The sequence below is a fragment of the Subtercola boreus genome (genome assembly GCF_003399645.1).
Lineage (GTDB): Bacteria > Actinomycetota > Actinomycetes > Actinomycetales > Microbacteriaceae > Subtercola > Subtercola boreus_A.
On record NZ_NBXD01000018.1, the window covers coordinates 104,138 to 118,454 of the forward strand.

The window sequence follows — 14,317 nt, forward strand, 5'->3', positions numbered from 1 at the left end:
ATGACCGAGCCTTCGCACCCCGCGCAGCCGGAACCGCATCCGGAATCACCGCCACCGGACGAGTCGGTCACCCAGGAACTCGAACGCAACTGGACGGAACTGCTGCAGGAGCTGCGCGTCATCCAGACCGGCACGCAGATTCTCACCGGATTTCTGCTCACCCTCCCCTTCCAGGCGAAGTTCGCCTCCCTCTCGACGTTCCAGGAGACGCTGTATCTGTGCCTGGTGGTCGGTGCTGCGCTGGCCACTGCCCTCGCGCTGGCACCGGTGAGCGTGCACCGCCTGCTGTTCCGGCACGGCGCCAAGCCGCAGATCGTCGACACCGGCAACCGGCTGGCGAAGATCACGCTGGGGGTGGTCGCGATCGTGCTCACCGGCACCGTGACGTTCATCTTCGACGTGGTGCTGGGCGACACCGCCGCCCTCGTCACCGGCATCGCTGCCCTGCTCGTTCTGGCGTCGCTCTGGATCGTGCTGCCGCTCAGCGTGCGCCCCCGCGTGGCGCCGACCCAGGCCGCATCCGGACGACCGTGAGCGAGGAGCGCGAGGCACTCCATCCACTGGCGGGGTTCGTCAACCCGGGGATCCGGGCGCGCGGTGCGCGCGCGGAGTACCGCGAGCTCGACCGGCGCGCCATCCTGTACGCGGTTCGGCGCACCTACCACGGCTTCTTTCTGCACCGCGGTATTGATTCGGGGGCGGCGCTGACGTTCTTCTCGGCGCTCGCCATCTTTCCGTCGGTGCTGGCCGTCGTGTCGATCGTCTCGCTGCTCGACCCCGACGGCGACGTGGTCAAGGTCATCCTCGATGTGATCGACGCGTTCGTTCCGAAGTCGACAGTCGACACCACCCGTCTCGCACTCGAGCAGTTCACGAACACGCCGAACCCGGTGATCACGCTCACCGCAGGGCTGGCGCTGACGATCTGGACGGTGGCGAGTTACGCTACAGCGTTCGGACGCATGGTGAACACCGTCTACGAGATTCAGGAGGGCCGCCGGTTCTTCAAGCTGCGTGCGCTGATGCTGGTCGAGGCCGTCGCACTGATCGTGCTGTTGTTCGTCATCTCCATCACCGTGATCGTCACGCCCGACGTGGCCCGGGCGATCGCGGCCGCGCTGGCCTGGCCACCGCTCGCGGCTGAGGTGTGGAATGTGCTGAAGTGGCCGGTTCTGGTCGTGCTGGCGATCTTCACGGTGGTCGTGCTCTACTACGGCACCCCGAACATCACCCGGCCGCGCATCCGCTGGCTCTCACTCGGGGCGACCTTCTCCATCGCGGCCTGGGCGCTGACCACCGCCGCCTACTCCATCTACGTGTCGAGCTTCACCTCGTTCGACCGGTTCTACGGCCTGCTGGGAGGCGCGATCATCACGCTTATCTGGCTCTTCCTCAGCAATCTCGTACTGGTGATCGGTGTCGAGGTCGACGCCGAACTCACCCGGGCGCGCCAGCTACTGAGGGGGGTGGAGGCCGAGGAGAGCATCCCGGTGCAGATGCGCGACAATCAGCGCAACATCATCCTGGCCCGACGACTCCACCGAGACGTCACCGAAGGCCGCGAGATCAGGGCACGAGCCCGGCAACTCGCAGACCCCGAGTACGACATCTAGTCGAGATCGCCCTCACCCGGGTTCAGCACGGCCTGGGCGTCGGCACTGATGACCGGGATGGCGCTCGTGATGGTCTCGAGACCGGAGAGCCGGGCCGGTGAGAGCAGCTTGGTCACGCGCTCGCGCGTCATGAGGTCGGCCTCCACGACGAGGTCGGAGATGTTGCGGCCGGTCAGCAGTGCCGTCTTGGCGAGCGCCGAGGAGGCGGAGTAGCCGATGTAGGGCGTCAGGGCCGTCACGACACCGACCGAGGTCGAGACCAGCCGGTCGAGGCGCTCGACGTTCGCGGTGATGCCGTCGACGCAGTTCACCCGCAGGGTGTAGCAGCCCTGCGTGAGCCAGGCGAGGCTCTGCAGCAGCGAATGCGCGATGACCGGCTCGAAGGCGTTGAGCTGCAGCTGGCCTGCCTCGGCCGCCATGGTGACGGTCACATCGGCACCCGCGATCGAGAAGGCGATCTGGTTGACGACCTCCGGGATGACCGGATTGACCTTGCCCGGCATGATGCTCGACCCCGCCTGCCGTGCGGGCAGGTTGATCTCGCCGAACCCGGCCTGCGGCCCGCTGGAGAGCAGCCGGAGGTCGTTGCAGATCTTCGACAGCTTGATGGCCGAGCGCTTCAGGATGCCCGACAGCTGCATGAACACGCCGGCGTCGCTCGTGGCCTCGATCAGGTCGGGCGCGGTGACATACGCGAACCCGGTGAGTTCGCGCAGGTGCTGGCGCACGGAGTCGGCATACCGCGGATCGGCCGTGATGCCCGTGCCGATGGCCGTGGCGCCGAGGTTGATCTCCCAGAGCAGGGGAACCGTCTCGGCGAGGCGTGCATTGTCTTCACCGAGCGTCGTGGCGAAGCCGTGGAACTCCTGGCCGAGGGTCATGGGCACGGCATCCTGCAGTTGGGTGCGCCCGATCTTCAGCACGTCGTTGAATTCGACACCCTTCTCCCCGAAGCTGCCGCGCAGCAGGTCGTGCTCGACGAGAAGGTCGTTGAGCCCGAAGCACAGTGCGAGCTTCACGGCGGTGGGGTACACGTCGTTCGTGCTCTGGCTGCGGTTCACGTCGTCGAGCGGGTGCATCAGGTCGTAGCGCCCCTTCGCTTCGCCCATCAGCTCGAGGGCCACGTTCGCGAGCACCTCGTTGGCGTTCATGTTCGTGGAGGTTCCCGCGCCGCCCTGGATGACGCCGACCACGAACTGGTCGTGGAACGCTCCGTTGCGCACGAGCTGGCACGCTTCGTCGATGGAGCGCGCCTTCTCGGCGTCGAGCACGCCGATCTCGGCGTTGGCCCGGGCCGCAGCCTGCTTCACGATGACCAGAGAGTCGACCAGGTCGGAGTACACCGAGATGGGCCGGCGGCTGATGGGGAAGTTCTCGAGCGCCCGGGCGGTGTGGATGCCCCAGTAGGCGTCGACGGGAATCTCGACCGCTCCCAGCGAGTCCGTCTCGGTGCGGGTGGCGGGGGTGGGCGTCGTTTCTGGTGTACTGATGTCTGGCACCCCGAAGACACTACTCGAAGCTAGGTCAACCTTCTGAGGAATCCACGGATGAACGCATCTTTCTTCCGTGTGAACGGCGGATACACGAGGTTAAACGTGTCGGGCTTCATGATCTTGCTCAGCACGGCCTTGTCGTGGCTGAACACCGCAACGCTCCGCTCGCCGTGGTACGACCCCGTTCCGCTCTGGCCGACCCCGCCGAAGGGCAGGTCGGCGACGAGCAGGTGGGCCGCGGGAACGTTGAACGAGACCGCTCCCGAGGAGGTGCGCGTGAGCAGTGCCCGGCGGGCCTTCGCAGAGCTGGTGAAGGCGTACAGGGCGAGCGGCTTGTCTCCGGCGTTGATGAATCCGATCGCGTCGGCCAGGGATTCCACCGTGACGATCGGCAGCAGCGGCCCGAAGATCTCCTCGGCCATCACCGCGGAATCACGGCTCACGCTGGAGAGCACGGTCGGGGCGATGTAGCGCGTTCGGGCATTCGTCTGGCCCCCGGTCACCACCGTCTCGCCATCGAGCAGGCCGGTGAGCCGCTCGAACTGTGCATCGTTGACGATGCGGCCGTAACTGTCGCTCAGCTCGGGGTCGGTGCCGTAGAACTCCTCGATCACCTTCACGAGAAGCGGCTCGAGCCGGCGGGCGAGGGCAGGGGTCGTCAGAACGTAGTCGGGTGCCACGCAGGTCTGCCCCGCGTTCATGAACTTGCCCCAGGCGAGGCGGTGGGCGACCACATCGAGATCCACCGTGTCGTCGATGTAGGCCGGTGATTTGCCGCCGAGCTCGAGGGTCACCGGGGTGAGGTGCTTCGCGGCGGCCTCGAGCACGATGCGACCCACCCGGCCGTTACCGGTGTAGAAGATGTGGTCGAAACGCTGGGCGAGCAGCTCTGTCGTCTCGGGCACGCCGCCCTCGACCACCGTGATGGCCCGGTTGTCGAGGTACCGCGGAAAGAGCCGGGCGAAGACGGCCGACGTCGCCGGGGCGAGCTCACTCGGCTTCGCCACCACCGCGTTGCCCGCGGCGATCGCCCCGATGATCGGAACGAGCAGCAGCTGCACCGGGTAGTTCCACGGGGCGATCACCAGCACCACGCCGAGCGGCTCCTTCACCACGGACGCGGTCGCGGGAGCGATCAGCAGCGGTGTGCGCACGCGCTTCGGGCGGAGCCAGCGCCGCAGGTGCGAGATCGTGTAGTCGAGTTCGGCGATCACGAACCCGATCTCGGTGAGCTGGGCCTCTGCCGGGTTCTTACGAAGGTCGGCCACAAGGGCCGCCTCGATCTCTGCGGTGCGCTCGATGAGCAGCGCCCGCAGTGCCTTCAGGGCCCTGATGCGCCAGGCGTACGGCTTCGTGACCCCGGCGTCGAACGACGCCCTCAGGGTGCTGACGATCTCGGGAAGGGATGAAGCACCGGTGCTCATACCGTCATCGTAGCCTCGCGGCCGGGCCGGCAGGCGGATCCGCCGCCGAACGGAGCCTCAGCCGCCGTAGCGCGGTTCGAACCTGAAGTGCCGGCCGATGCGCTCTGCCGGGGAGTACACAGGCCAGTCCCCCGCGGGTATCCCCCTGCGGGCAAAGGAGAGCCACTGCTGCCGCACCGGGATGCTCAACGCCTCGAGATCGTCCCACAGCACCCCGCCGAGCATCGGCGACCCCCGCCAGAACTCCTCGTCGGCCCAGAAGAACGGCAGCTCGATGCAGTGGCACGCCCCCCAGGGGGTGCCCTTCGGCCGCCAGTCGAAACGGTACGTGTAGACCCTGGCACCGCTCTCACTGAGCAGCCGGGCAAGCGCCAGGGCCGGCGCCCCGAAGACCCGGCGGGTGAGCTCCGCCGAGATCGGCTCGGTGACCGGCCTCAGCACAGCGGATGCCCGTGCTCTCCGCAATGCGGGAACGGCATCCAGAAACGGAGAGAAGTCGTCGCGCGCGTACCCGATGAGCACCTCGAGACCCGCCGCGCGGCGCTTCAGCCGGTCGGTGCGCTCGGCAGCCGGAGCGATCGGCCAGACCCCGGGCGTCGGCGCATACGGCATGCCCACGGTCAGTCGGTCGCCCGTGAGGCCCACGCTCGCTGCAACCTGTGCTGCGAGCAGCTGTTCGATGCTGGCCTCGCGCGGGTCGATCTCGCCGAGGGACGCGAGGACATTCGCCCCGAGTTGCGCCGCGATCGCCTCTCTGCCCTTGTTCAGGCCGAGCGGCGGGCTCTGCAGGATGACGCGGGAGAAGAGCTCGTCGGCCTCGGGTACGGCGAGGAGCTCGACGATGGAGTCGGCGCCCGCGGACTGCCCGAACAGGGTCACCTGTTCGGGGTCGCCCCCGAAGGCTGCGATGTTGTCGTGCACCCACTGGAGTGCAGCGAGCTGGTCGCGCACCCCGAGGTTCGCCTCGGCCACACCCTCGAGAGGCACGTAGCCGAAGACGCCCAATCGATAGTTGATGCCGACCACGATCGCGCTGCCCTCCGAGACGAGCCGGGACGGTTCGTAGATCAGCCCGCCGCCCGAGCCGTTCACGTACGCGCCGCCGTGGATCCAGACCATGACCGGCAGCGGGTCGCCCGAGCGTTCGGCCGGTGCAGCGATGTTCAGGAACAGGCAGTCCTCGCCCATCGGCAGCGCGGGTTTGGGCAGGGCGAGCAGCGCGAGTCCGAACGGCGGTTGAGGGCACATGGGGCCCTCAGCCAGGGCATCGCGCACGCCCTCCCACGGCGCTTCGGGTTCGGGGTTCGCGAAACGTGCGGCGCGGGCGTACCGTACCCCGCGGAAGCGCGCCTGATCGCCCTCGACCGAGCCCCGCAGCATCCCGCTCGCGGTCTGCACCTCGACGTGCCGGGGCGATGCCACCATCAGCGCCCCGCCAGGACGTCTTCGAGGGTGCGGGGGGCGCGGCCGGTGAGCCGTTCGACGTCTTCGGTCACGCGTTCGAGTTCGCCGTCGCGCACGCCCGTGTAGGTGCTGACCCAGGCGTCGACCATGAAGGCCGGGGCGCCGTAGTGGGCACGTGAGGCGTAAGCCTCGTCGACCGTCTCGTTCACGAAGGTGAGCGGCCGGCCCGTCGCGGCAGAGGCGCGGCGGGCGACGTCGGTGAAGGTGAGCGTCTCGGCGCCCGTGATCTCGTAGACCGCGCCGCGGTGCTCCCCGGGTTCGAGCAGCACGAGGGCGGCGACGTCGGCCACATCGTCCCGGGCCACTGCGGCCATGCGTCCGTCTCCCGCGGGCCCGCGGATGACGCCGTTCTCGTCGGCCCAGTGCGGCAGGAGGTCGAGGTAGAAGTTGTCCCTGAGGAACGTGTAGTCGACACCGCTGGCCCGGATGGCCCGCTCGGTCTCGCCGTGGTCGCGGGCGAGGGTGAAGGCGGCGTCTGGCCCGGCGCCCACGAAGGAGGTGTAGACGATGTGCCCGACACCGGCTTCGACGGCGGACTGCACGAACTGCACGTGCTCGGCGACACGATCATCTGACTCCGCGGCCGAGACCATGAAGAGCACGTCCACACCCTCCAGCGCGGCGCGAGCGTCGTGCGGATCGCGGTACTCGGTCACCGAGACGGTCACGTCGAGGGAGTCGAAGCTCGGCGCTCGTGTCGCGTCCCGCACGATCATCCGAAACCCCCGGCCGCGTGCATCGAGGCGGCTGGCGACCCCGCCGCCGATGTGGCCGGTCGCGCCGGTCACGCCGATGGTGACGGTGGGCGAGTCGGTCACAGGCGCACTCCCCTCTCGTGCAGCCGTTCGATCAGCCGCAGCACCTCGACCGCATCGGCGGGGTCGACCGGAAGTGCCGAACCCGTCGCGATCGCCTGGCCCAGCAGGCGGTAGAACGAGGCGTAGTCACCCCGCTCCGGAGCGACCGTGTCGAGCGAACCCTCGGCCCCGTCGATTCCCAGAACGCCCCACGCCGACGCAGGCTCGACACCGTACCCCTCGTCGGTGGGCAGTGCGCCGGCCTTCAGGGCCGCCTCCTGCCCGTCGAGCCCCCACTTCGTGTAGGCCGTCGAGGGGGTGAGAACGCGGAACCGCGGTCGCTTCTGCGCCGCCAGCGAGTTCATGGTGAGGTGACTGGTCACGCCCGAGGCATGGTGCAGCGATACGAATGCGTCGTCGACCGCCGCAGACGACGGATGCCGCGTCGCCAGTTCGGCGGAGAACGTCGCCACCGGCCCGAACAGCTGTAGTGCCTGATCGATGAGGTGGGTGCCCAGATCGAACAGGATGCCGCCGCCCTCAGCCTCCGTGGCCTCGGCTTTCCAGGCTCGGGCGCCCCCGGGCTTGAACCATTCGAAGGCCGATTCGAACCGGAAGGCGCCGGCCAGCGCACCGGTGTCGAGCAATCCCTTCAGGGTGAGGAAGTCGGCGTCCCACCGGCGGTTCTGGAACACGGTGAGCGGCACGCCCGCCGACGTCGCCAGAGAGACCAGCTCCTCACCCTCGGCGCTGGTCGCGGCGAACGGCTTGTCGACAACGACGCCGAGCCCGGCCCCGATCGCCCGCCGGGCGAGCGGATGGTGTGTGGCCGGCGGCGTGCCGATCACCACGAGGTCGAGCTCACCGGCCGCGTCGAAGAGCTCGTCGGCATCGGCGACCACGCGGGCGCCCGGATGCAGCCGCCGAGCCTCGGCCTGGCGCCCGGGGTCCGCGGTCACGATGATCGAGAGGACGAATTGCGGATCGGCGGCGAGGAAGGGAGCGTGGAAGACCCGCCCCGAGAGGCCGAAGCCCAGAAGTCCCGTACGGAGTGGAGCGTTCGCGGCATAGTTCATGTAGCAACACTAACGAGATGGGAATACCCAGCTGTCTCTCAGCGTTCTGCCCACAGTGATAGAGCCCGAAACCAGCCCTCCGGGCATCCTGAGCGCCCGCGAGAAACGCCGACTGACGAAGCCGCCCAGCGAACGGGCCATCATCGCGACCCTCGCGTTCACCGGCCTCATCGCCGCTTTCATGCAGACCCTGGTGACGCCGATCGTTCCGCAGCTTCCGCAGCTGCTGAACACGACTCCCTCGAACGCCACGTGGGTGCTCACCGCCACCCTGCTGGCTGCGGCGATCTCCACGCCGATCAGCGGGCGCCTCGGCGACATGTTCGGAAAGCGACGCATCGTGATCGCGCTGCTGGCGCTGCTGCTCGCCGGTTCCGTCGTCTCGGCCCTGTCGGACGACATCGTGCCGATGATTCTCGGTCGCGTGCTGCAGGGAACCGGTCTCGGCGTGATCGCCCTGGGTGTCAGCATCCTGCGCGACGTTCTGCACCCCAAGCGCCTCGGGGGCGCGGTCGCCCTCGTGAGCGCGACGCTCGGCATCGGCGGCGCCGTCGGCCTGCCGATCTCGGCACTCATCGCCCAGAACTTCGACTGGCACTTTCTCTTCTGGCTCTCCGGCCTGCTCGCTGTCGTCGCGCTGGTGCTCGTCTACACGGTGGTGCCCGTGAGCACCCTCCGCAGCGGCGGCTCATTCGACTTCGTGGGAGCGGTGCTGTTCGGAATCGGGCTGGTGGGCATCCTGCTCGCCGTCTCCAAGGGCGGCGAATGGGGCTGGGGCAGCCCCGTGACCCTCGGGATGCTCGTGGGCGGCGCCCTCGTGCTGCTGCTGTGGGGCGTGTACGAACTCCGCGCCAGAAACCCCCTCGTCGACCTCCGCATCGCGGCCCGTCGGCCCGTGCTGCTCACCAACCTCGCGTCGATCACCGTCGGATTCGCGTTCTTCGCCAGTGCGGCCGTGCTTCCCCAGCTGCTCGAAGCACCGACCGACACCGGTGTGGGCCTCGGCCAGACCCTCCTCGTCTCGAGCCTCTGCCTCACCCCCAGCGGGCTCGTGATGTTCTTTCTCTCCCCCGTCGCCGCCCGGCTCAGCGCGGCCCGCGGCCCCCGCACCAGCCTCATCGTCGGCGGGCTCTTCATCGTGCTCGCCTATGCGCTGGCGGTCGGCCTCATGACCGAGGTGTGGCACGCCGTGCTCATCGCCACCGTCACCGGCCTGGGTGTCGGCTTCGCCTACGCCGCCATGCCCACGCTGATCATGCGCGCGGTGCCGGCGAACGAGACCGCCGCCGCCAACGGGCTCAACTCGGTGATGCGCACGCTCGGGTCAACGGTCGCGGCCGCCGTGCTGGGCCTCATCCTGGCCTCGAACGCCGTGGTCGTCGACGGTCATGCGATTCCGACCGCGTCGTCGTTCCAGATCTGCTTCATCGTGGCGGCGAGCGTCGCCCTCATCGGTGTCGTGCTCGCCCTGCTGATTCCCCGGCACGAGCCGCCGTACGTGACGTCGAGCATTCCGGTCGTGAAGCCCGACGTCGAAAAGGTCGCAGCCTGACCCATGGAGATCTGACCCATGGAGATCGGTGAACTGCTGCTGATCCTGGCGGGCTCGCTCGCGGTGAGCGCGTTCGCGCGCTGGCGCGGCTGGCCCGCTCCGCTGCTGGTGGTGGCGGTCGCTCTCGGGGTGTCGTTCATCCCGGGCGTACCGAGTGTCGAGCTCGACCCGGAGGTGGTGCTGACGGTCATCCTGCCGCCCCTGCTGTTCTCGGCGGCGCTGGATGTCTCGTTCCAGAACTTCACGCAGAGCCTCCGCCAGATCAGGCGGCTGGGCGTCGGCCTCGTCGTCGTCACCGCCGTCGCCGTGGGCCTCATCGCCTACTGGTTGGTGCCGGCCCTCACCCTCCCGGGCGCGCTGCTGCTCGGTGCCGTGGTGGCGCCTCCCGACGCCGTCTCGGCCTCGAGCATCGGCCGTAAGCTCGGCCTGCCACGCCGCGTGATGACGGTGCTCTCGGGCGAGAGCCTGATCAACGATGCCGCCTCCCTGACCCTGTTCAAGGTGTTCGTCGCCGTGATCGGCGGATCGATGTTCAACGTCGGCGGCGTGCTGTGGATGTTCGTGGTCGCGATCGTCGTCGGTCTCGCCGTCGGGTTGGTCATCGGCCTCGTCGTGCAGTTCATCCGCACACGGATCACCGACTCGGTGGTCGGCACTACTCTCGGCTTGCTCGTGCCCTTCGCCGCCTACGCCGCGGGTGAGGCCCTGAACGGATCGGGGGTGCTCGCGGTGGTCGCGGCGGGCCTGTACCTCGGCTACAACTCGCCCAAGACGGGCTACCAGACCCGGCTGCAGGAACAGCCGGTGTGGGGGTCGATCGATCTGCTGCTCGAGGGTTTCGTCTTCGCCCTCATCGGCCTGCAGGTGAGCGGCGTGGTGGCGAGCGTCGCACAGAGTCCGCTCGGATTGTGGCACTCCGTCGCGCTTGCGGCGGTGGTCTTCGTCGTCGTGCTGCTCGTCCGCCCGCTGTTCATCTTCGCCGCCTACTACCGGTCGCGATCGAAGCTGCTGTCGATCACGGCCCGCGAGCCGCACCGGTTCTCGCTCAGGCGGTTGCCGGGCATCCGTCGCCTGAAACACCACCCGGGGCCCGAACTCAGCTGGCAGGAGCTCACCGTGATTTCGTGGACGGGCATGCGCGGGGTCGTCACGCTCGCCTCGGCTGCGGCCGTCCCGACCATGATGGTGTCGGGCGACTTCGAGGGCCGGGAGACGATCATCCTCGTCGCCTTCGTGGTGACGGTGGGCACCCTGCTTCTGCAGGGGTTGACGCTGCCCTGGGTGATCCGGCGGCTCGGCGTGATCGACGATGCCCAGCCCGAACGCGATGGCGAGCAGGAGGTTCGCATCTTCGAACTCAGCGTTCGTGAGACCAAGGACTACATCGACCAGCACCGCGACGAGTGGGCGAAACGATACGGCGATGCCAACCTCGACCGGTCGATCGCCGTTCTCAAACGGCAGTTCGAACGCCAGGTGACGGTGCTGCTCGAGGAGAACAATCTCGACCAGCAGGACATCGATGCACCCGACATCGACACGGGAGACGCCGAGAAACCCCGGCTGAGCGGACCGGAGCTGACCGAGCTGCGCCGCGAGCTGATCGGTTACCGCCGGTCGATCGTGCTGCGACAGCGAAACGCGGGCGAGCTCGATGAGGAGGTCATGCGGAGTGTGCTGCGGGGCCTCGACGCCGAGGAGCTGGCGCTCGACACCTCGACCGTCACGCGCAACCGCAGCTGAGGCGCATCGGCCCCGGGGGCGCAGGGTATCGTGAGTGGCGATGAGTGCTGACGCTGCGCAGGCGACGGAACCCGGGCGCGGTTCCACGGCAGCCTGGGTGATCGAACACGTTCCGGTGGCCCGGGGGTTCTACGCCGGTAAACGCGCCGCGGGTGTGGCGGTTCAGGAGCAGACGCTGTCCGCGCCACTCGGCTCGGTGCGTCTTCGACTCTTCAGCCGGGCCGCCGACTCCGTTTCGCTGGTCGTGGTCTTTCCCGACGAGAAATCGATCGCTGCCCGGGGGCGGAAGAGCGGCGAATGGCTCGCCAGCTCGCTCGCGAAACGACTGCCGCTGACCGCCTGTCTCGTGCACATCCCCACCACGATGGTCGACGACCGCGAGGCCGCGTACGAAGCCCTGATGCAGGCCATCGCCGAAACCGGTGCGACGAAGGTCGCCGTGCTGGGCGTCGGTACCGGGGGTGCGCTCGCCGCGCGCACGGCGATGAAGGCCCGGGATGTCGGCACTCCCCCGCTGGCCCGGAACGTGTTGATCGCCCCTGACTTCCAACTGATCGCGGGCCCACCCGCGACCGACGAAGCACTGCACACCTCGCTCGTGGCACGGCTCTCGGAGCTGCCAGCCACACTCCTGCAGCAGTACGGCGAACGCACCGCCTCGAGGCTCGACCCCTCACAGGATCTCACCGAACGCTGCGCGAATCGGGAGTCGCCGTGCGCGCCATAGACTATCCCCGTCGAAACTGGACTGGACCGAGTACCCCCGGGCCGTGCGGAGCGCATCGCGGGCGCTCGACGACCTCGTGGCCTTTCTCGAGCGGGGCATCGTGGCCGATGGATTCGACGTAGTGCCCGCCTGGAACCTGCACTGAAGGAACATGATGTCCCAGACAAAAGACTCCGCGAACGTCTCCCACCACGTGGTGTCCGATCTCGGCGAGCCCCAACAGAGTAAAGCGCGCCGGTGGCTCCTGCAGGGCCTCGTCGACCAGTCCGGCAAGCACCAGGGCTCGTACAGCGTGAAGGTGGAGAAGACGCACTCGTGGTGGCGCGTGATGTGCCTCACCGGCGTCGACTACTTCTCGACCCTCGGCTACCAGCCGGCCATCGCGGCGCTCGCCGCCGGTCTGCTCTCCCCCTTCGCCACCATCGTGCTGCTGCTTCTCACGCTCTTCGGCGCGCTGCCGGTCTACCGTCGCGTGGCCCGCGAGAGCTTCAAAGGTGAGGGTTCGATCGCCATGCTCGAACGCCTGTTGCCCTGGTGGGGCGGCAAGCTGTTCGTCCTGGTGCTGTTGGGCTTCGCCGCCACCGACTTCATGATCACGATTACCCTGTCGGCAGCGGATGCCTCCGCCCATGCCATCGAGAATCCGTTCGCCCCCTCGTGGTTCCACGGCAACGAGGTCATCATCACCCTTGTTCTCGTCGCGCTGCTGGGAGCGGTCTTCATCCGTGGCTTCAAAGAGGCGATCGGCATCGCGACGGTGCTCGTGGCCGTCTACCTCGCGCTGAACCTCGTCGTGATCGCGGTCTCGATCATGCACGTGTTCGAGAACACGGTGGTCATCACGAACTGGTGGGAGGCGCTGAACGCGCAACACGGCAACCCGCTGGTGATGGTCGGCATAGCGCTCATCGTCTTTCCGAAGCTGGCGCTCGGCCTTTCGGGCTTCGAGACGGGGGTCGCGGTGATGCCCCAGATCACCGGCAGCCCGACGGACACTCCCGAGAAGCCGACCGGGCGCATCCGGGGCACCTGGCGACTGCTGACCACGGCCGCCCTGATCATGAGCACCTTTCTCATCACCTCGAGCTTCGTGACGACGCTGCTGATCCCGCAGGCAGAGTTCCAGCCCGGCGGCGAGGCCAATGGCCGGGCGTTGGCGTACCTCGCGCACGAGTACCTGGGCAGCGCGTTCGGAACGGCCTATGACATCAGCACCATCGCCATCCTCTGGTTCGCGGGAGCGTCGGCCATGGCCGGTCTGCTCAACCTGGTGCCGCGCTACCTTCCCCGCTACGGCATGGCGCCGCAGTGGGTTCGTGCCGTCAGACCGCTCGTACTCGTCTTCACGGGAATCGCCTTCATCATCACCCTCGCCTTCAAGGCGAACGTGGATGCCCAGGGTGGCGCCTATGCGACGGGTGTACTGGTGCTCATCACCTCTGCCTCCGTCGCGGTGACTCTTTCGGCACGGCGCCAGCGCCAGAAGAAGCGCACGGTCGGATTCGGCGTGGTGTCGCTGGTGTTCCTCTACACGACGATCGCGAACGTCTTCGAGCGGCCCGACGGCGTTCGAATCGCCGCGCTGTTCATTCTCGCCATCCTGGTGGTGTCGCTGGTCTCGCGCGTGCAGCGCTCGTTCCAGCTGCGGGCCACCTCGGTGACACTCGACGAGAGTGCGCTGGAGTTTCTCCGGGCAGATGCGGAACGCAAGGTCATCCATCTCATCGCGAACGAGCCCGACGACGGCAGCGCGCTGGAGTACCGCATCAAGAACAAGGAGGAGCGGCACGACAGCCACATTCCGAGTTCGGCGAAGATCATCTTCATCGAGGTCTACCCGGCCGACTCGTCGAACTTCGAGGAAGACCTTCTCGTGCGAGGCGTCACCAAACACGGCTACCGGGTACTCGAAGTGCGGAGCGGCAACGTGCCGAACACGCTCGCCGTGGTGATGCTGACGATCCGCGACGAGACCGGCGTCGTGCCCGAGATCTACTTCGAGTGGACAGAGGGCAACCCCGTGTCGAACATGCTGCGCTTTCTCATCACAGGCAGCGGAGAGGTCGCGCCGGTGACCCGCGAGGTGCTGCGTGAGGCGGAGAAGAACGTCGAACTGCGGCCTGCTGTGCATGTGAGCTGAGGGTCTCCAAAACTCTCAGAAAGTATTTTCTGGATTGGTCTGTTTCGGGGTGTTTTTGCTGAGGTAATGTCAGTGGTTGGTGTTTGACTTGAGTCATGAAACCACCCGCCACACCACCCGAAGTCGACACCGCGTCGGCGATTGTGGGATGTGTGGATGCTCTCATCGGGTTGGGCGTACTCGACCCCGGATCGGGTGCCGGGGCTGCCGCGCCCACCGGGCTTGCCACCGGTGAGTTGATGGCCGGGGTGGTGCAGGTCGAGTACCTGGTGCGGTTGGCGGATTCGT

At 67.8% G+C, this 14,317-nt stretch carries 12 protein-coding genes; 7 read left to right on the forward strand and 5 right to left on the reverse strand.

Annotation, left to right across the window (positions count from 1 at the left end):
* Complete coding sequence (locus B7R24_RS09385) at positions 1 to 534, forward strand: DUF6328 family protein (protein ID WP_116418709.1); 534 nt, start codon at positions 1 to 3, stop codon at positions 532 to 534.
* Positions 531 to 1,613 carry a YihY/virulence factor BrkB family protein gene (locus tag B7R24_RS09390; protein ID WP_172582773.1) on the forward strand — a complete coding sequence of 361 codons (1,083 nt, stop codon included), beginning with the start codon at positions 531 to 533 and terminating at the stop codon, positions 1,611 to 1,613. Before B7R24_RS09385 ends, B7R24_RS09390 begins: the two co-directional genes overlap by 4 nt.
* Here B7R24_RS09390 and B7R24_RS09395 read toward each other — a convergent pair.
* Genes B7R24_RS09395 through B7R24_RS09415 form a run of 5 tightly spaced genes read right to left on the reverse strand, consistent with a single transcriptional unit; the run spans position 1,610 to position 7,867 of the window.
* Positions 1,610 to 3,112, reverse strand: coding sequence for an aspartate ammonia-lyase (locus B7R24_RS09395; RefSeq protein WP_116418711.1), 1,503 nt, complete (start codon positions 3,110 to 3,112; stop codon positions 1,610 to 1,612). The two genes, B7R24_RS09390 and B7R24_RS09395, sit on opposite strands and share 4 nt — an antisense overlap.
* Before the next feature lie 20 nt (positions 3,113 to 3,132).
* Positions 3,133 to 4,530 (reverse strand): aldehyde dehydrogenase family protein, encoded by a 1,398-nt coding sequence (locus tag B7R24_RS09400; protein WP_116418712.1) that lies wholly within the window; start codon positions 4,528 to 4,530, stop codon positions 3,133 to 3,135.
* Between the two features lie 57 nt (positions 4,531 to 4,587).
* Positions 4,588 to 5,955 (reverse strand): carboxylesterase/lipase family protein, encoded by a 1,368-nt coding sequence (locus B7R24_RS09405; RefSeq protein ID WP_116418713.1) that lies wholly within the window; start codon positions 5,953 to 5,955, stop codon positions 4,588 to 4,590.
* A complete protein-coding gene (locus B7R24_RS09410; RefSeq protein ID WP_116418714.1) occupies positions 5,955 to 6,812 on the reverse strand; it encodes an SDR family oxidoreductase in 858 nt (285 codons plus the stop codon). Before B7R24_RS09410 ends, B7R24_RS09405 begins: the two co-directional genes overlap by 1 nt.
* The gene (locus tag B7R24_RS09415) at positions 6,809 to 7,867 is read right to left on the reverse strand and encodes a Gfo/Idh/MocA family protein (protein ID WP_116418715.1); all 1,059 of its coding nucleotides are present in this window, start codon (positions 7,865 to 7,867) and stop codon (positions 6,809 to 6,811) included. Before B7R24_RS09415 ends, B7R24_RS09410 begins: the two co-directional genes overlap by 4 nt.
* A 55-nt stretch (positions 7,868 to 7,922) precedes the next feature.
* Between B7R24_RS09415 and B7R24_RS09420 the strand changes: the two genes are divergently transcribed.
* The 5 genes from B7R24_RS09420 to B7R24_RS17340 form a co-directional block, all read left to right on the forward strand.
* Positions 7,923 to 9,419 (forward strand): MFS transporter, encoded by a 1,497-nt coding sequence (locus B7R24_RS09420; protein ID WP_253259374.1) that lies wholly within the window; start codon positions 7,923 to 7,925, stop codon positions 9,417 to 9,419.
* A gap of 18 nt (positions 9,420 to 9,437) precedes the next feature.
* Positions 9,438 to 11,162 (forward strand): cation:proton antiporter, encoded by a 1,725-nt coding sequence (locus B7R24_RS09425; RefSeq protein ID WP_116418716.1) that lies wholly within the window; start codon positions 9,438 to 9,440, stop codon positions 11,160 to 11,162.
* Between the two features lie 40 nt (positions 11,163 to 11,202).
* On the forward strand, positions 11,203 to 11,889 hold the full coding sequence (locus tag B7R24_RS09430; protein ID WP_116418717.1) for an alpha/beta hydrolase: 687 nt from the start codon (positions 11,203 to 11,205) through the stop codon (positions 11,887 to 11,889).
* 154 nt (positions 11,890 to 12,043) lie between these two features.
* Positions 12,044 to 14,029 carry an amino acid transporter gene (locus B7R24_RS09435; RefSeq protein WP_116418718.1) on the forward strand — a complete coding sequence of 662 codons (1,986 nt, stop codon included), beginning with the start codon at positions 12,044 to 12,046 and terminating at the stop codon, positions 14,027 to 14,029.
* 95 nt (positions 14,030 to 14,124) lie between these two features.
* A partial coding sequence (locus B7R24_RS17340) for a hypothetical protein (protein ID WP_216363660.1) occupies positions 14,125 to 14,317 on the forward strand: 193 nt, incomplete at its 3' end.